The 18971-nt window shown below is 45.7% G+C and carries 14 protein-coding genes; 5 read left to right on the forward strand and 9 right to left on the reverse strand.

The genetic code is table 11. From position 1 onward, the window contains the following. Positions 1-13: 13 nt before the first annotated feature. The 3 genes from QUA10_RS20705 to QUA10_RS20715 form a co-directional block, all read right to left on the reverse strand. Entirely contained in the window at positions 14-2092 is a 2079-nt protein-coding gene (locus tag QUA10_RS20705) for a dynamin family protein (protein ID WP_333084372.1), read from the reverse strand. A 33-nt stretch (positions 2093-2125) separates the two neighbouring features. Then, positions 2126-2458, reverse strand: coding sequence for a hypothetical protein (locus QUA10_RS20710; RefSeq protein WP_333084371.1), 333 nt, complete (start codon positions 2456-2458; stop codon positions 2126-2128). A 206-nt stretch (positions 2459-2664) separates the two neighbouring features. Then, positions 2665-3186, reverse strand: a complete 522-nt coding sequence (locus QUA10_RS20715; RefSeq protein WP_333084370.1) for a pentapeptide repeat-containing protein — start codon at positions 3184-3186, stop codon at positions 2665-2667. 227 nt (positions 3187-3413) lie between these two features. On the opposite strand from QUA10_RS20715, the gene QUA10_RS20720 reads away from it, so the two are divergent. Then, the gene (locus tag QUA10_RS20720; RefSeq protein WP_333084369.1) at positions 3414-4952 is read left to right on the forward strand and encodes a SagB/ThcOx family dehydrogenase; all 1539 of its coding nucleotides are present in this window, start codon (positions 3414-3416) and stop codon (positions 4950-4952) included. Positions 4953-5179: 227 nt separating this feature from the next. Here QUA10_RS20720 and mnmE read toward each other — a convergent pair whose 3' ends face one another. Beyond that, positions 5180-6565 carry a tRNA uridine-5-carboxymethylaminomethyl(34) synthesis GTPase MnmE gene (gene mnmE / locus QUA10_RS20725; RefSeq protein ID WP_333084367.1) on the reverse strand — a complete coding sequence of 462 codons (1386 nt, stop codon included), beginning with the start codon at positions 6563-6565 and terminating at the stop codon, positions 5180-5182. Positions 6566-6615: 50 nt separating this feature from the next. Continuing rightward, positions 6616-6825, reverse strand: coding sequence for a hypothetical protein (locus QUA10_RS20730; RefSeq protein WP_333084366.1), 210 nt, complete (start codon positions 6823-6825; stop codon positions 6616-6618). Between the two features lie 523 nt (positions 6826-7348). On the opposite strand from QUA10_RS20730, the gene QUA10_RS20735 reads away from it, so the two are divergent. Then, positions 7349-9547 carry a tetratricopeptide repeat protein gene (locus QUA10_RS20735; RefSeq protein ID WP_333084365.1) on the forward strand — a complete coding sequence of 733 codons (2199 nt, stop codon included), beginning with the start codon at positions 7349-7351 and terminating at the stop codon, positions 9545-9547. Beyond that, entirely contained in the window at positions 9504-11918 is a 2415-nt protein-coding gene (locus QUA10_RS20740; protein WP_333084364.1) for a tetratricopeptide repeat protein, read from the forward strand. The genes QUA10_RS20735 and QUA10_RS20740 overlap by 44 nt, the downstream gene beginning before the upstream one ends. Before the next feature lie 73 nt (positions 11919-11991). On the opposite strand, the gene QUA10_RS20745 is transcribed toward QUA10_RS20740, so the two are convergent. From QUA10_RS20745 to QUA10_RS20760, 4 genes are all read right to left on the reverse strand, one after another. Next, positions 11992-13419 carry a protein adenylyltransferase SelO family protein gene (locus QUA10_RS20745; protein WP_333084362.1) on the reverse strand — a complete coding sequence of 476 codons (1428 nt, stop codon included), beginning with the start codon at positions 13417-13419 and terminating at the stop codon, positions 11992-11994. Positions 13420-13704: 285 nt separating this feature from the next. Beyond that, positions 13705-16227 carry a GH116 family glycosyl hydrolase gene (locus QUA10_RS20750; protein WP_333084361.1) on the reverse strand — a complete coding sequence of 841 codons (2523 nt, stop codon included), beginning with the start codon at positions 16225-16227 and terminating at the stop codon, positions 13705-13707. A gap of 196 nt (positions 16228-16423) precedes the next feature. Continuing rightward, the gene (locus QUA10_RS20755) at positions 16424-17029 is read right to left on the reverse strand and encodes a Uma2 family endonuclease (protein ID WP_333084360.1); all 606 of its coding nucleotides are present in this window, start codon (positions 17027-17029) and stop codon (positions 16424-16426) included. A 29-nt stretch (positions 17030-17058) separates the two neighbouring features. Next, the gene (locus QUA10_RS20760) at positions 17059-17616 is read right to left on the reverse strand and encodes a gamma carbonic anhydrase family protein (RefSeq protein WP_333084359.1); all 558 of its coding nucleotides are present in this window, start codon (positions 17614-17616) and stop codon (positions 17059-17061) included. 106 nt (positions 17617-17722) lie between these two features. On the opposite strand from QUA10_RS20760, the gene QUA10_RS20765 reads away from it, so the two are divergent. Together QUA10_RS20765 and QUA10_RS20770 are read left to right on the forward strand one after the other, a co-directional pair. Further along, positions 17723-18232 (forward strand): TIGR02652 family protein, encoded by a 510-nt coding sequence (locus tag QUA10_RS20765; protein WP_333058340.1) that lies wholly within the window; start codon positions 17723-17725, stop codon positions 18230-18232. Between the two features lie 196 nt (positions 18233-18428). After that, entirely contained in the window at positions 18429-18863 is a 435-nt protein-coding gene (locus tag QUA10_RS20770; RefSeq protein ID WP_333084357.1) for a VOC family protein, read from the forward strand. The last annotated feature ends 108 nt before the right edge of the window (positions 18864-18971 follow it).

Here is an 18971-nt window from a genome sequence, read left to right on the forward strand (position 1 = left end):
TTGTTGTTTTATTTCATCTAGCTGATGCTAGGAAAGCTTGATATAGCGATTCAATACTCTGCGACTCGGCAGAAACATCAGCCTCCAATTTTTTCAAGCGCTCAGATTCAGCCTGACAATTAATCTCGCGAGATTCCTTTTGTTCGAGCAAATTATCTAACTCCGCTTTCCGAGAATTAATATCCGCATTCATGCGATCGCCCACTTCTCGTCCGTAAACATCAAAACACTCTTTCACAGCATCGTGAATCGGCTGCCACTGCTCTTGAGCCACCTGCGGCAGATATTTCACCAACTCTTTTTTCGCAGCTTTCACCAACTCTTTGCGAGCTCCGTCTGCTTGCAAAAACCCAACACCCATCCCCAATAAAGCCAAGTACAGCGGTCCCAAAACAATCCCCGTCAAACTAGCAAGAATCGTACTAACGCTTAACACAGTAATTAAATTCAGCAAGATATTTTTCCAATCAAAACCCGCTCCTGCCATTGCTACGCCCGCCAGATTTCCGGTCGTTAACGAGAACAATCCCATCGCCCATTTTGCCCAAGCTGGCGAGTTATCTTCGTTGGAGTTACTGACTACTGCTGGTATTTTTTGCCCAGTCAGTTTTTCTGTGATTTTTTCGGTCACTTTCGTGTAAGATGCTCCGTAATTTGCCGCACTTTTCGATAGCTGCGAAAATGCGGAATTCATCTCTTGTTCTGCTGTGAGCGTCCAAGCTGCTAATTTGTCGTTGATGTACTGCTCTAATGCTCGTTTTAGCGATGCTTCAAAGGCTTCTCGCTTGCCTTGGCTGAAGAAATCCAGAAATTTCAGATCCGGTTGATACCGCAAGAAATCTGTTTCAAAGGTATTTTCTAAATTGAGAACGTAGGCGCGGAAAGAATCTGCGATCGCCCGCGATTTACTATCTCTAACTTCGAGAATTTCTTGTTGAAATTCATCGCGAATGTGAGTCAGCTTCTTAAACTCTGGCTCAACTGAATTAATCTTTTCCTTCAACTCATTGACATCGCGATCGAGTAATGGTAATCGGCGCCCAACAGCCTCGCGGACGCGAGCAGAAATTTGACGCGCCAAAGTCCTCGCCGGACGCAATTCTGAAATCGCTCTTTCCTGCGTCAAAAACGTATTCAGTGCCGCCATAAACTCGGGAAAACCAGTTCCTGCCAAATCCGCATCCGGGTTTTTTATCCGCAACCTGAGCGCCTTAATGGAGGTAATTGCAAACACTCGCTCGTCGTAAATATCATGTCCTTCGGTTAAACAATATTCAGCCAAATTAGCTTGAAAAACCCGTCGCAGTTTCCCTTCTGCTTCTGCCAATTCTTCAGGATCATCCGGGTCAATCAAACTTTCCCGCACTTGATCCCAAGCATTAATCAGAAAGAAAATGCTCAATCCGCGATTTTTGATGTAATTTTCTAAATAACGTCTTTCACCCATGGTGCAAGGCTGAGTTGCCCTGAGTACAAACAAAATAGCGTGGCAGTTGTTGATGTAACCGAGAGATAATTCGTTGCGGGCTTCTGTATCGTTTAGTCCGGGACTGTCTACTATTTCTATGCCTTTTTCCAGCAAAGGTAAGGGATATTCTACTACGGCACAATCGATATCTGGAAATGCTGGTTTCTTTTCTTCTTCTAAACGTTTTGCCTCAGCGGGGTCAATTGTGTAGTTCTGTTTAAAACTTTTAAAATCTAGCTGTTTTGGGCTTTTGCCGTCATTGAAATAAACAGTAACTTTTTTTTCTGAACCATAGCGCAAAATCGTCAACAAAGCTGTACAGGGATTTACATCGCTGGGCAGTAAGTTTTCGCCGATTAACGCATTGAGGAAAGTGCTTTTTCCGCGTTTCATGTCGCCTAGCACTAACAGGCGAAAGACTCCTTGGCGCAAGTTTTTACTGGCGACATCAATGTCAGCGTTGTCTGTTTCTAGACCGAGTTTTCCCGATGCTTCTCCTGCTGCTAATTCTGATTGGTTGATGGCTGTGGCGATGTTGCTGAGGCGATCGGCAATTTCTCGGCGGACGGCGGCTACTCGCTCTAAATCGTTGAGAAAGTTGCTAGTTTTTACTTTAAGGTTCATGGGTATTTCCTGATAGTTTCCTGCTTGAAATTCTCAACTTTTGTCTTCTTCAATAAACATTTTGTAAGCAATAAAAGCAATGCCTCCCACTATCAGCGCGGCTGCCAGCCAAGATGCTATCCGAACTGCAACGATAACAGCAATGACAATGCCTGTAAATTGAGCGGCTGCTATAATTTTTCTGCGCCACAGTTTTAGTTTGCCATTAACTTGGCTGTCTGGTTCTTGGTACTTACTCGTTAGATGTTCGGGCACAGAGCGGTCGATTTCGGCTTCTAGTTCGCGGAGCCGAAGTTCTTGTTCGCGCTTCCGCAGTTCTTGTTCTTTGCGCCGGAGTTCTCGGGATTTGTTGTCAGGAGAATTCATAAATTTTAGCCTGTTTTCCGCTGGAAAAATGTGTTATTTTTTGTCAATGTTGCGGAGCGATAAGTTCTCTACGACTGTAACTCACATTTTCCCCGGTGTCTAGAAATGTTAAGAAATTTTAAAAAGGGCGATTCCCTACGGGATAGCTACGCTTCACGACTAATTAAGCCGATCGCCCTACGCCCTAGATTAGCCGCTGCAAATCATCAATAGCCTTCGGGCCCGATAGTAGTGCGATCGCACTCCGCTTCCGACAAATCAACCAAGCGCGATCGAAATAAGTTGCAGCCCGCTAATTGAGCTTTGCTTAACTTTGCTTTCTCCAAATTAGCTCGACTCAAATCCGCATATCTCAAATCGGCATTCGTCAAATCTGCATTGTACAAATCCGCACCTTGCAAATTAGCTTTCTGCAAATTAGCACCTTGTAAATTTGCGTGACGCAAATTTGCTCTTGATAAGTTTGCTCTTGATAAACTTGCTTCCGACAAGTTAGCTTGATAAAGTTGAATATCGCCCAATTCAGCCTCTTGCAAATCAGTTTTATAAAGATTAGCTTGCGTCAAATTTCCGTAGGGCAGATAAGCTCGCCTCAGAACGCTACCAGAAAGATTTATTTCTGTCAAATCTGCTTGAAACAAGTTATTTTCACTTAAGTCAACGGCGTTAAAGTTTCGCTGGCCCTTAGCATACTGAGCAAGCAATTCCTCAGCGCTTAGCTTTTGCATTTTCACTCCTCATGACGACAGCTACTGCAGCCAATCCATAACAGTAATTAATGGTTATTATTCTGCGTATTTATACTTAGGCATATTCTTATGTTAAGCTTGTGTAACAACAGTCGCATTTTTTCTAAGATTTTTTTTATATTTGTAAATTTCTGCCTTGCTCGACCAGTAAGCGGTTAGTAATGTCAAGATCGATCGAGAAACCAAAGCCAATCCTCTACTGAAATATGCCAGAACATCCTCTCTCCATTGCTGAGCACTACCACGAACGCACCAAATACAACCCTGAAACCATTGCTGCTAAAAGCAAACAGCTAGATTGGACAGAGCAACCTGTGCCTTTCAAAGAATATAAAATTGGAGCGTATTTTGACCTCAAGCCTTATCTAAAAGACCCCTCGGAGGATGCCGATGCCGATCCCGATGCCGCTTGGTGGCATCGGTTATCTAGCTTGTTGCTGTGCAGCTACGGGTTGACGGCGAAAGTCCAGACGGTAGACGATAGCTACCTGTATTTGCGCTCTGCACCGTCGGCGGGTGGACTCTACCCAGCAGAGGTTTATTTAATCTCCCGTGGCACTGCCCAGTTACCGGCCGGACTCTACAACTATCAGTGCAGAACTCATTCACTTGTTCATTTTTGGGACAGTCAAGTTTGGCCATCATTGCAAGCAGCTTGTTTCCAGTCGCCAGCGCTAGAAAATACCCAATTGGCGATCGCCATTACTACTGTTTTTTTCCGTTCTTCTTGGCGTTATGAAGACCGAGCTTATAGGCGAATTTTTCTAGACACCGGTCATTTATTGAGTAATATCGAGTTAGCTTGCGCCGTCAACGATTACCGACCTCACCTGATTGGAGGATTCGCCGACGAAGCTGTCAATGAATTACTTTACATTGACTCGGAGCAAGAAGGAGCGATTTGTATAGTTGCTTTAGCCGACTTGCTAGATATTGACCAAAACTTGCCTAAATTTAAAACAGCTTTGCCCGGAAACACCACCACTGATTACCCGAAAATTTCCGAAGGTCAACTGTTAAAATACCTTCACAAAGCGACGTATTTAGAATCAGACCCTACCGGATATGACGGCTGGAAACTTGAGGAAAGTGAAGGGGAATTAGAGGATAAATATAACTTTCCATTTTGTACTAAAGTTTCGACGGTAACTCCTTCGATTCCTTGGGGAGTGAACCTAGAAACTTTAGAAAACACTATGCTCAAAAGACGTTCGACTCGTGCTTATACAGGTGCTTCTTTGAGCTTGGGCGAACTGCTAGCTATGCTCGATTTTACTTACCAGCCGCAGCACTATATCGACCAAGGGTTAGACGGTTCTCCCGACTATTTCGATCTAAGTTTGATCGAGACTTTTATTGCTGTTTCGGGAGTGAATGGGTTAGAAGAAGGCTGTTACTATTACGCTCCGAAAGCTCAAGAATTGCGGCAAATTCGGTTTAAAAATTTTCGCAGGGAACTGCATTTTTTGTGTTTGGGGCAAGACTTGGGCAGGGATGCGGGGGCGCTGTTGTTTCACACGGCGGATTTGAACAGGGCTGTAGCAAAATATGGCGATCGAGTTTACCGCTATTTGCACATGGACGCGGGTCATTTGGGCCAGCGGTTGAATTTAGCAGCTATGCAACTGCGTTTGGGTGTCAGCGGTATCGGGGGCTTTTTTGACGATCGCGTTAATGACGTTCTCGGTATTCCTGCGGGTGAAGCTGTGCTTTATATTACAAGTCTGGGAAGACCTCGATCGTGACAATAAGTTAGTTGTTATTTGTCAGTAGTATTGCTTCACTAAGCCCAGGGGCATCTAAATTTTACAGTCAAGTTTGATGAAATTAACATCTTACACCATTCTCAAGAACAGGCAAGATGCCTGTTCCACACAGAGTGAAATTCTTGTGCGGTGGGCGTCCCGCCCGCCCTAAAAATACAACTTAAATGCGAGACAGCTTACCTATTTAATTTACTCTTTTCCTATGACTATTTGCCAATACAAAACCTGCTAAATATTCTGTCGAGCACTGATTCTGTCACTTCTTCGCCCGTAACTTCCCCCAATGCTTGAATTGCGCCGCGCAAATCTATTGTCCAGAAATCTAAAGGCAATTTGTTGCTAATAGTATCCGTGCATTGTTCCAGAGACATTTTAGCTTTGGTTAACGCTGCTGCTTGCCGCTGGTTGATTGCTAAATCTGAGTTTGCTGCTTGCAAATTTCCCCCGCTGACGGCATCTAAAATTGCTGTTTCTAAGTCTTCTATGCCTCGCTCCAGGGCAGCGACTGTGGTAACTATTGGGTGAATTTCCGAGGAAAAAGGTAGTTCTGGAATTGTTTTTACTAAGTCGATTTTGTTGATAATTATAATTAGCTGGCGGTGCTTTACTTGTGCGTAAATTTCCCAATCTTCCTCTGTCCAGCCAGATTCCGCGTCAATTGTCAACAACACTAAATCGGCTTGTTTTGCTGCTGCGCGCGATCGCTCAACGCCAATTTTTTCTACCTTGTCTTCGGTTTCTCGAATTCCCGCAGTATCGAGCACCTGCACCGGAATTCCGCCCACAACTAGCTGCGATTCTACCACATCCCGCGTCGTACCGGGCAAATCCGTGACGATCGCGCGATCGCTCTTACTCCACGCATTCAACAAACTCGATTTTCCCACATTCGGCCGCCCAACAATCGCTACTTTCAAACCAGTTCTCAACAATTCTCCGCGATCTGCGGTTGCCAAAATTGTTGACAATTCCTCCAAAACATGATTTATTTCCCAAGAAGTTTTAGCTTCATCTAAAGGCGGCAAATCTTCCTCAAAATCAATTCTTGCCTCAATTTCTGCCAGCACGTCCAAACAAGTTGTTCTCAATTTGCGAATTGGCTGCGCTAATTTTCCTTGCAAACCAGCCAAAGCACTTTGTGCAGCAGCAGGCGATTTTGCTCCCACCAAATCTGCAATACTTTCAGCTTGAGTTAAATCGAGCCTCCCGTTCAAAAAAGCCCGCAGCGAAAACTCTCCCGGCTGCGCCAATCTCGCCCCATTTTCCAAACACAACTGCAAGACTTGCTGCACGGCCATAATACCGCCGTGACAGTGAAATTCCACCACATCTTCGCGAGTAAAAGAACGCGGTGCTTTCATGATTAGCAGCAAAGCTTCATCGACTAATTCTTGAGTTTTGGGGCGGCGGATGTGACCGTAAAGAATGCGATGAGACTCCCAAATTTGCCGTCCTGGGGCGCAAAACAGAGTTTCGGCAATTTTTAAGGCTGCGGAACCGGAAACACGCACAATGCCGACGCTGCCTTGTTGGGGAACTATGGCGGTGGCGATCGCTGCGATCGTTCCTCCTTTTGTTAGTGATTCAGACATATTTATTATTCACACATTCAAAAGTTCTCTCAATCTCCTGTTTTTGAGTATCAGGCAATTGCTGGTCGGTATTTGAGAGTATAAATCTCTCGTTCGTCATTCAAAAAATTAAAATAGCCGCCCTTTAGGGCAAAATGCACCAGTTTCCGGGTCGAAGCGTAGGAGATATTTGGTAATATTTTCCCTAGAATCGCTAATTGCTCGTCGGCTGCGAGAGACCAGATAACTTGAATTAGGGATTCAACCAGTTGTACGTTCATGTGACTGACCTCCGGCTTGGTTGTTAAATTATACATATCTCATTGACAGGATAAACAATTTCAGCATTTTTTTTCTAAAATATTAGAAGAGCGTGACAACAGGGAGGGACTTAGCGAGCCAATCCGATCGCCCGTTTGTCCAGTCAGTCGATTTTAGATTTTAGATTTTAGATTTTAGATTTTAGATTAACTCCACAGATGAATCGGGGAGCTTTAACTAGGGTCTAAAATTTTGGGATGCTAACGACTCCTGTGGGAAAGCAACTATCCGTTTTTGGGTAGGAGTCACGGCTCGATCGAACTTAAATTACTCAGCCACATATTTTGGCTATTCTGATTTCATGCGATAATGGAAAATTGACCGAAAGCATCCAGGATACAAGCCCCCGGATTCATCCGTGGAGAAATAAAAAACCTGTATCCGATGAAACTTGCCCCCCGAATTTATCTGTGGGGTCAATGCTTCAATTCTTTAATCTAAAATCTAAAATCTAAAATCGATAGACAGGGTAGAGGGCAAAGCATGATTGGTCAACTTCTAGACAGACGTTACCGCATCATTAAAGTCACAGACTCAAGTGACGTGGGAAAAACTTATCTAGCAGCAGATACTCACCGTCCCGGGTATCCGCAATGCACGGTTAGAGAAATGCGACTCCCCGGCACAAGTTCACAAACTCCAGAATTAGTCAAAGTTATATTTCAACGAAACGCCGAAATAATTGAAAAGTTGGGAAAACACGACAAAATCCCGGAATTATTGGCGTATTTTGAGGAAAATCAAAGTTTATACTTAATTGAAGAATTTATTGCCGGTTCACCTTTAAGTCAAGAACTAATACCCGGTCAACCTTGGGAGGAAGACGAAGTAATTGGTCTGCTATCAGAAATATTAGAAATTTTGGTGTTCATACACGACAAAGGTTTCATTCACCGCAGAATTCAACCAGACAGAGCAATCCGGCGCGAGTCAGACGGTAAATTTGTATTGGTAGACTTTAGCTTAGACAAAGAAATTAACCCGGAACTTGCTAACTGTCATTTGTTGTCGCAAACTTCCCCGAACTCTGTTAAACGGCATGAGGCAAAAAAACAAGATTTGGCGGCCCAGGAGTTATACGTGCCGATCGAGCAATTGAACGGCAACCCCCGGTACAATAGCGACATTTACGCTCTAGGTACGATCGCCCAGCTTGCGGTGACGGGACTCTCACCCAACGAACTGAGTGCCTTAAAAAACAACAAAAACGAAATTCCCTGGCGAAACCGGGCAACTTGTTCATCGGCCCTAGCAGATATTATCGATCAAATGGTGCGCCCCGACTGCGAGGAACGTTATCAGGAGGCCGCCGAAGTTTTAGCAGACCTCAAACAAATCGCCGTAAAATTGGAGGTTGAGCCGCCGCCAGCCACAATCATCACGCACGCTATGAGTCAACCGCGAAGACAAAGCCAAACCAAACTGCTGCTGTTGGCTGCAACAGCGGCAGCTTTAATTCTGACGGCACTGATAATTTACTTTTGGCAGAGTCACAGTCCGGCGAGGTCAAAAGAATTGTTAGCCCGCGGTGTTAACAAGGCGCAGCAAGGTGACACAACAGGCGCGATCGCCGATTATACTCAAGCGATTGCCCTGAATGCCAGCGATGCAGAAACTTACTACAAGCGGGCAAACGCTCGCTACGACATGGGCGCAACCGAGCAAGCAATACAGGATTACACGCAAGCAATTAAAGTCAATCCTCGCCACACCAAAGCTCTCTACAATCGAGGTATGGCCCGCCTCGAAATCGGGGACAAGCGAGGGGCCGTGGAAGATTTCACCCAAGTAGTGCGACTACATCCCAGCGACGGTGAGGCATACTCTCAGCGGGGTTTAGCCTACTACGATTTGGGCGACTACCGCACAGCAATTGAAGACTACACTCAAGCAATTCGGCTCAGTCCCAACGATGCTACAGCTTACAGCAATCGCGGTTTAGCTCGATCGGCTGCAGGCGACAAAACAGGAGCAATGGCAGATTTTACTCAAGCGCTTCAAATTAGCCCCAAACAAGCTGGCGTATACTACAGTCGTGGTCGATCGCGGTTTAATCTGGCAGATTATCAAGGAGCGATGGAAGATTATACTAAGGCGATCGAATTGCAACCAGATCTCGCTGATGCTTATACCAATCGGTGCAGCGCTTACTTGAATTTGGCCACCTACGACAAAGCGATTGCAGATTGCACCGAAGGAATTCGCCTCGATCCAAAAGATGAAGCAGCTTACAACAACCGCTGCATTGCTTATCTGAATTTAAAACAATTTCAAAAGGCCAGCGAAGATTGCAGTTTGACGATCGGACTCAACGGCAACAATCCCAAAGCATACAGCAATCGAGGATTAGCTCGATCGGCTTCGGGAGACAAGCAGGGAGCTTTAGAAGATTTTACTCAAGCAATTCGACTCAATCCCAGCGATGCAGTAGCTTACAGCAATCGCGGTACTATTTACTCAGAACTAAAAAATTACCCTTTAGCGGTTGAGGATTTCGCTCACTCGCTACGGCTCAACCCCAACAATGCTAGCGCTTTTTACAGCCGAGGCCTCGTCCGCCGCCAACTCAAAGACCGTGCTGGGGCGATCGAAGATTTTCAGAAAGCTGCAACCTTGTTTCTAGAACAAGGAAGAGCCGATGGTTTCCAAAACGCACAATCACAAATCAACGACCCTAAATAAACTCTTAGTTTCCATTCAGATGTTAAAAAAACCAGAAAAAAGGAAGAAGGAAGAAGGAAGAAGGAAAAAGGAAGAAGCTCAAATTACCAACTTCCCCTTACCAACTTCCCCTTACCAACTCCCCCTTACAAATTCCCAATTACCAACTCCCCGTTACCAATTCTCAATTATAGATATGAACATGGTTGGTCAACTTTTAGACAGGCGTTATCGCGTAGTGCAAATCCTCAGTTCAGGAGCTTTTGGACAAACTTATTTAGCTGTCGATACTCGCCGGCCGGGCCATCCTCAATGTGTAGTCAAACAACTGCGCCCTCCCAGCAACACTTCCACAGTTCTCAAAACAGCTTATCGCTTATTTAAACAAGAAGCAGAAATATTAGAAAAGCTGGGAAAACACGATCAAATTCCATTTTTACTAGCTTATTTTGAAGAAGCAAATCAATTCTACCTCGTCGAAGAGTTTGTGCCCGGACACGCCCTAAATAGGGAAATTGTGGCCGGTCAACCTTGGCGAGAAGAACGAGTGCTGGATCTGTTGCAAGAAGTGTTACAAGTTCTCGCCTTCGTACACTCTCAAGGAGTGATTCACCGCGATGTTAATCCCTCCAACTTAATCCGCCGCAAACCCGACGGCAAATTAGTTTTAATTGACTTTGGTTCGGTTAAAGAAGTTGCGAGTCACGTCAGCGATCACGATACAGAGTTTCCGCGAACCATTGCTACTGGAACTCCGGCTTATATGCCGATCGAACAATTTCAAGGCAACCCGCAATTTAGCAGCGACCTCTATGCAGTCGGGATGATGGCAGTCCAAGCTATCACTGGTTTACCCGGTACGGATTTGCCCAAATTGCAAGATCCGAGTCCTTCTCATACGGGGGAAATTGTTTGGCGAAACCGATCTCAATGTTCTGTGGGATTAGCCAATATAATTGACAAAATGGTCTGTCACCAATTTGCCAAGCGCTATCAATCTGCGGAGGAAGTTTTGGTAGCTCTCAGCAAGTTGAGACACCGCCAAGAGCCTGTGAATACGGCTAACAAGAAAAGTATTGCTCCCAGCTTAGTGTCTTCTGATAGTTTTTATTCACGTTTGGGAAGTCGATTTTGGTTGCTGATTTTGGCGGGCGTCGGGGCAGCGATAGTTCTGATATTTCTGTTTAGTTATTGGAGCCGGCCGAATCCGATTAAAGCTAAGGAATATTACGAACAGGGAGTGGAAAAGTCTCGCAATCAAGATGCGGATGCAGCTTTGCAGGCTTTTAATAAGTCAATTCAATTGAATCCTAAAAATGCTGAGAGTTTTTACCAGCGCGGTAATGCTAATTATGATTTAAAAAAGTATCAAGAAGCAATTGCGGATTATTCTCAGGCGATCGCTCTCAATCCTAAATATGTTCAGGCTTATTTTAACCGCGGCCTAGCCCGTCACGATTTTAACGATACACGGGGAGCGATTGAGGATTACACTCAAGCTTTGAATCTCCAGCCAAACGATGTTGATACATATTACGAAAGAGGAGTTGCTTATTTAGAACTGCAAGATTACAAGGCCGCTATTCAGGATTTTACCGGAGTAATTCGGCTGCAGCCGAACCTTGTTAAAGCTTATCATTCGCGGGGGTTGGCTCGTGCTGGGAGTGGCGATTTGCAGGGGGGAATTGGAGATTATACTGAGGCAATTAAACTTGATCCTAAGAATGTTGATGCTTTTTACAGTCGCGGGAGAGCTCGCTTTCACCTAGGAGATTATCAGGGAGCTTTGGCGGATTATTCTCAGGTAATTGCGATCGATCCCAAGAGTGAAGATGCTTACGCTAATCGTTGCAGCACGCAGTTGAATTTGGGAGCACATCAAGCGGCAATTGACGATTGCACTCAGGCAATTTCGCTGAGTGAGGAGGATGGGGTTCCTTACAACAATCGCTGCATTGCTTATTTAAATTTGAAGGATTATCCGAAAGCAATTGCCGATTGCACTCAAGCGCTAACAGTAAATCCGAATGATTTTAATGCTTTTAACAATCGTGGTTTAGCTCGCAGTGCCGGGGGTGACGCCCAGGGGGCGATCGCAGATTTTACAGCAGCAATCGGCTTCAATCCCAACAATGCGGAAGCTTACGCCAATCGGGCTAAGATTTATCACGAGTTAAAGAATTACAATAGTGCGATCGCAGATTACGTGCAAGCTATTCGGATCAGTCCGAATTATGCTGCTGCTTACTACGGTAGAGGCATGGTTCGCCGCTCCTTGGGAGACAAAGCAGGAGCAATTAGCGATTTAGACAAAGCCGGCAAAATGTTTCTCGATCAAGGACTTACTGGGGGTTACAAAGATACACAATTTGAGATTGAAAAGCTCAAGTAGTCAGTTGTTAGTTGTTAGTTGTTAGTCAACAGTTAACAGTTAACAGTCAACAATGCCCCCTGCCCAATTCCCTTTAAGAGTTTTGAAGTCTCTTCACCAACTCATAAAACGGTTCCCAATTATCCTCAATAGCAATGGGCTCCCAAACAGCCTCAATTGTCGGTCTCAAGAGCGATTGTTCGGGATTGTGCTTCCGCAACCTGTCCGCCATTTGATCCATATCATCCGTAGACAAACTTTGCAAAACGTGATAATAAAACTGTCGCCAAGGTGCTATCAAGTCCGCCGGTTCCGCCTCAGCAAAAATTAGACTAGCATCATCTCGCCAAGTGCGATCGAACTGTCTTCGCAATTCAAAAAAGAAATCGTGATACTCAACTTGAGACTCCGCCAGCATTTTAATTGTCACCTTCAACAACTCATCTCCATCAGCTTCTGGCAAATCCTCAAATCCCAATCTATTGAGCATCAACCGCCGATAAGCTGCATTATAATAATCGCCAAACTTTGCCAAACCCGCATCCATATCAGCTTGAGGAATTGCCGCTGCTAGCGGTTCCTGGAGTTTCTCTAAATTGTCCCTACAAATCAACGGTTGATTGCCGTAACAATAAAGACCCGAATAGTCAAAATAAGCTGCTGTAAATTGCGGCTTGTAAGTTGGAATAAAAGCGAAAGGCCCGTAATCGAAACTTTCTCCCGTAATCGACATATTATCAGTATTTAGCACGGCGTGGCAAAATCCTGCTGCCATCCACTGAGCGACTAATTCAGCGACTCGCTGGACTAAATCTGCATAAAATAGCGCATACTTTTCCGGGGCCGAAAAACCAGCCTTGCTTGCTTCTAAATGCAGTTCTGGATAGTAATATTCAATAACAAAATCTAAAAGTTTTTTAGTTAAATCCGGGCGGCGGATATAGTGCAACCTTTCAAAAGTTCCAAACCGAATGTGAGAATGACTGAAACGCACCATTACGGACGATCGCGTCGGAGATGGTTCGTCGCCCCGCCACAAAGCATCTCCAGTTTCAACTAAACTAAAACAGCGAGATGTCCGCACTCCCAATCGGTGTAAAGCTTCGGCCGCTAAAACTTCGCGAATTCCCCCTTTGAGAGTAAGTCTACCGTCACCGCCCCGCGAGTACGGAGTGCGGCCAGAACCTTTAGTGCCGAAGTCGTAAAGTCTGCCGTCAGTGCCGCGAACTTGGCCGTATAAGAAGCCTCTACCGTCACCTAAATTGGGGTTATATGCGTTGAATTGATAGCCGTGATAGCGGAGTGCGAGAAAGGGACGGACGCAGTGAAATTTGCCGAACGCTTCGATGAAATGTTGGTCGGTTACTTGCGCTGGATCTAAACCCAATGTTGGCAATAATTGGTCATTGCGGAAGCGGAGAATATGCTGCGGAAAATCGGCTGCAGGGACTTCATCAAAATAGTCGCCACCGAGGGATTCGAGGGCGGGTTCGTAGTTGAGGGAAAGCAAAGGATTTGACATTTTTCTATTTTATCTTGAAATTGGCGATCGCTCCAAATTATATACAACTAAGGTGCGGACTGCATTGGTCTCAACAATTGCCTCAGACCCTTTTTCTCTCTCATTTATAGCCGAGTTCGATACCCTCCCATCTCCGGGCTTTTTCATGCTCAAATTTTAGCCAAGCTGAAGTTTGAGCATGAAAAATTAATGTTTTCCTCGAAGGGAAAAAGTTTTTACAGTCAATTTTATTGATAGTTGAATTAACCGTTTTCCTTGCTAAAAAGCGACTTTAAGGCTTGAATTTTAGTCGGATTCACCAGCTAATATACCAATTCCCTCTTTAAAATTGGTCAACACCCCGTAAATTGCCCAAATAGCCATTGCCCGCAAATAGTGACTAGCCCGAAAAGTTCCCCCCGCCGTAATCGCTTCCGGCGTCCGAAACTGCAACCCATTTTCATAAATCTGCTTCACCACCGCATCCGTCAATTTAAATGCTTTCTCCTCCATCCCCATCTGTACCAAAAAAGCCGCCAACCCAAAATTAATCCCCGTCCAAACTTCCAAAGGATGAGTTGCATTCGGATTTTCCGGCGAACCATTCAGCATCACCCCATTGGCCGCACCGAACTCGCCATCGTTGAACTTCAAAAAGCAAGAATCGTACACAGTTTCTAAAGCACTAGCTGCACATTCCGGTGGCACAATATCCGGCAATCCTAACAGTTTCGCGTAAAATTGACCGCACAGTTGGTCAGCCATCACCACTTCGGAATTACTCTCGCTGTCCAAACGGTAATATTGACCGTTCCACAGTTTTTCTTGATAGCTCGGTCTTGCTTGTAACAGCCAACTGTGATATAATGCAATCTTTGCTTGAGGGTTAGGAATTATCTCCGGTGCTGCATCTTCCAAGATTTCGCCGATCGCGATCGCAGCCTCCAGTGCCGCCAACCACAAACCCCCGCAATACGCACTGATTCCTCGCATTTGCCAATCATCAAACGTCTGATCCGGTGCTCCAGAATTCTCAGGAATTCCGTCCCCATCCTCATCAAAAGTTTTCAGATAAGCCAAAGCCTCAACAATTGCCGGCCAACACTCTTGCAAAAAGTCACAATCTGTGCCACCAGTCAACAAAAAGTCACGATAAACCTGCAACACAAAATCGCAAGGCAAATCCTTCCACAAATTGCAATCTTGATAGCTAGTATAATTCGTTTTCTCCCAAGGATGTTCATTAGGAGCACCCAAATCGTGGGGCGTCGCACCGACAGCTTTTCTAATAGCCGAAGCTTGATTCCAGCCAATAATTCTCGGCGTATCATCTCCCGCAGAAATTGCCCTAGCAAACGCTAAAACCACCGACTTTTCCAAATCCGGCCACAGCATCAACAAAGCAAAAGAACCGTAAAGCCGCACGTCCAAACTTTCGTACCAGCGGTAATCAATGCACTCCAAAACCGCAAATTGGCCCTTGGGATCGCGTTCGTCAGCCGCACTCCAAAGAGTACCGCCGTCTGTCAGGGCGTATAACTCGTTAAACAGCGCCATTTTAAAACTATCTGACAAATCTTTCCGTTCTAAAATGGGTTTTTGCCAAGCTTCAATATTTTCGCGCCAAGTATCCGAATGCTTCATTGCAGTACGAATAATCGGCCAAGCATTTTTGCCGTTGCGGCCGAAGAAATCCGTATAGCGACGGTAGTACCAAACTCCCGATGCAAACTCAGTAACGGGCAAATCCCAAGCTATAATAAAGGGAATTTTGCGAGTTTTTCCCGGTCGAAGAGTAAAGCGAACTGCGATCGCACAAGCCAACTGTTCTCCTGCGGCTGCGGCTGTCTCGTCTTTATCATCCAACAAGAAACCTTCAGCAGAAAAGTTGCGCCAAATATCATCACCGTTCCCCGCCGGGTTCCAGCGAGTTTGATAGAATACTTCTACCGCCGGATTAGTAATAGTTGCGATCGCCCATTGTCCATCCCCCTCTTGCGGTTCGTCCTCAGCAGTCAACCGCGTCATCACGCAACCGATGCGGTGAAAATCTTCCACCAACAAATTCAAATTGCCGGCACTTTCTCCCCACCGGGGTTGATAGTCATAAAATGGACTACCATCATCTCGAACCATCACTTTCGGCGACTTGTTGGCATTAGTAAACCAACCGACAATATTCTCCCAAGTCAGCATGATGCTGAGAGTAATCGGCGCATCTGTAGGATTGTGCGCCACCCATTCAAACATGGCAACTGGGTAACTGCTTTCCTGATAATTTTTCGGCAAAATTGGCGAAAATTGCTCGCAGCTTAATTGAGCCTCAAATACATTTTCGTAAACATACCAACTGCGCGGATACAAAGCATGATAAGTGCCAGAATTAGACTTTACCCCTCTCCCTTCATCCTGGTGTATTCTATCCGTTACATCCGTTACAAAATCCGCTGCCGAACTTCCTTCTTCCTTCTTCCTTCTTCCTTCCGATGGATACCATTTCCAACTAGATAAACTGCCATCAGTAGGCGGTTCAGTGGACAGTGCGAAAGCTTGTTTATTGCCTTGAGTTTCTTCAAAAACGCTGAACTGACAAGCGGGCAAACTGCGAAAAATGTGTTCGCCGCCGTCAATGTGCCAGAGGTTGAAGTCGCCACGGGGCGATCGCCCGATGCAGCCTGCACCGAACCCGCCCAGAGGCATTCCGTGCCAGGGTCCGTCGTCGAGATTGCTTGCGTAGCGGACTGTATAGGGATTCTCCCAACCGAGGCCGATGGGACGTTTCCAGGCCTGTGGGGGGATGTTTGGAGTTGATGTGCGATCGTTATTCATGTGATTAATCTTAGCGCTCGATCGAGACTTGACAATTTTTTTATTTAATTTTAAACTTTTATCGATCGAACAAATCCCGAATTTTCCGAAGATTGTTGACCGTTGATTGTTGGTCTAAAGCAATTGGTTTTAGGTTCCTAGCCTTCATCAATTCTCCAATCTAAAATCTAAAATCTAAAATCGCTTGGGCGATCGTCTAACGGGGCAGAATATCATCCAGGCGAAGTTGCAAGCTTTTTAACAGAGGAGAAATAATCGGTTGACCGAGGCGAAATTGTTGCTGGATGTAATCTTGGTCAATGAGTTGGCAAACGGTGATAGTAGGTTGTTTTGGTTTACCGATAAAAGCCACGCCTCCCAATCCGCGATAATCCACTATCCAATATTCTGGAATTCCTAAAAGAGCATATTCTTCAACTTTTCGGGCGTAATCTGTTTCCCAATTAGTGCTGACTACTTCTACCACCAATTTAACAGATCGCCCCAGCGTAATCACAGGTTCTCTTTCCCACAGAGGTTCGCTGACAATAGCAGTTTCATCTAATACGACAATATCAGGACGGCGGGCAGTAGCTGCATCGGAAAATGGACGGATCAAACAAGTGCGGGGAATGAACCAGAGTAGTTTTTCGGCTGCGATGGCGATGCCGATTTGAGTTGCCAGTTTACCACTGACGGTTTCGTGCGGACCTGTTGGTTCCATGTCAACTAATTCTCCGTCAGCGAGCTCGTAGCGGAAGTTGTCACAATATCGATCGAGGAATGTTTCAAAAGTTAGGATTTTTTGCGCGGTGTAAGCCATTGGAAACTAATAGTTTTTTGCTGAAAATCTTATTCTATCAACTCACCAAATCCCAACTCAGAACCTTTTCCGGCGTGTACCAAAGCCAACTTTTCGTAACGCTTAGCGTGTTCCACCAACTCGGCTGCTTCTTCCTCAGAGACATCCCGGAGGCGTTTGGCAGGCACTCCCGCAACTAGCGTGTGAGGGGGAACGTCTTTGGTGACAACCGCCCCTGCACCGACGATAGAGCCTGTTCCTACCCTGACTCCATCGAGGACGATCGCCCCAATCCCGATCAGGCAGCCCCGTTCAATGTAAGCTGAGTGAATCACGGCTCGGTGTCCCACTGTCACGAAATCCTCCAAAACCGTCGGTTTCCCCGGATCGCCGTGCAGAATTGCTCCATCTTGGATATTGGTACTTGAGCCGATCGCAATTCGCTCTACATCCGCCCGCACCACCGCCCCGTACCAGATACTAGCGCCCGCAGCCACCTCAACCCTGCCGATCACAACAGCGCCTTCAGCGACAAAAGCCGCTTGGGACAGATCCGGCCGGGGCCAATAGGAAGGAAGTGCAGACTGAGATTCGTTGAGATTGCTCATTAGTTGGTCGATCGTTATACTTCTAGCAGATTAGCTGGTTGTTGATACGGGATATAATAAAAGTATTTGGGACTTTTGCAGAGAAAATAGGCTGGGACGCAAATAAATGATTGAAGTTGCCTTGCAATACCCGATGTTTGGCCCGGAAATTCAGTGTCCCCACTGTCGCCAAACAATTCCGGCTCTAACGCTAACGGATACCTATTTGTGTCCGCGTCACGGGGCATTTGAGGCAGATCCAAAAACGGGGGAACTGGTTCACCTTCAGTCTGGGCGGCACTGGCGCCGCTGGGAGAATGAATGGTATCGCCAGCACACCCACCCCGACGGAATTCGGTTTGAAATTCACGAAGCGCTCGATCGACTTTATACTCAAGGCTACCGAGCAACTCGCGTGATCGTTGCTCAACGCTATCGCGACTTAATCAGCGCTTATTTGGAACGCAGTACGCCTTGGCGCGGCCAAGCGGAATCGCCCCGGCCGAGACTGTACGGTTTGCCTGTGGATTTTAGCCCCGATCCTCAAGAAGACCCTTGTTGGGAAGTGATTAATTTTGATTTGGAAAAAGAGCCGGGAGTTCCGATTAGATATCCGTATTTTCGGTTGTTTGAATAAGTGAATAAGTGAAGGAAGAAGGAAGAAGGAAGAGGGAAGAAGGAAGAGGGAAGAGGGAAGAAGGCTCTATTGCTTTTGCGTTAAAGATGCGACCATTTTTAATTCCGACTTCCGAGTTTACCCTCTCAAATATAAAATCTCAAACCGCAATTCCTACTTCCCAGTCTAAAATCTCAAATATAAAATCTAAAATCGAATGCACCACGCCTCGATTCGCACTGCTAACATTCACCGGGCGATCGCCTTTTACGAACAGTTGGGATTTACTGTGAGCGATCGCTTTACTACTGGTTACACTCTAGCCTGTTGGATGGAAGGTCTCAACGGACGCATCGAACTGATTCAAATCCCGGAACCAAAACCCGCACCGGATGCTTTCGGAGACGAGCATTATGTTGGATATTATCATTTATCTTTCGATTTAACTGAGGCGACAACTGACTTGCCTAGCTGGTTGGACTCTATGAAAGAACGGTTTGAGGAAGCAGTTAAAGAGCAACCCAATCAGTTTCAACCTTTGAAAGTTCTGTTAGAACCGACTCAACAGGCGATCGGGCAAAATGTTTACGAAGTAGCTTTTATTGCCGATACTGATGGTTTGCCTTTAGAATTTATCCGGCGGCTGAATTAGTTAATGACTAACGACTATGGATAATCATTCTCTCTCTCAACCGGAAACTGAGAATAGTTATTACTCTTAATCCCTCATAACGTTCCCTACCAACTTAACAATATTTTT

The organism is Microcoleus sp. Pol8_D6 (assembly GCF_036700965.1).
In the GTDB taxonomy this organism is placed as follows: domain Bacteria; phylum Cyanobacteriota; class Cyanobacteriia; order Cyanobacteriales; family Microcoleaceae; genus Microcoleus.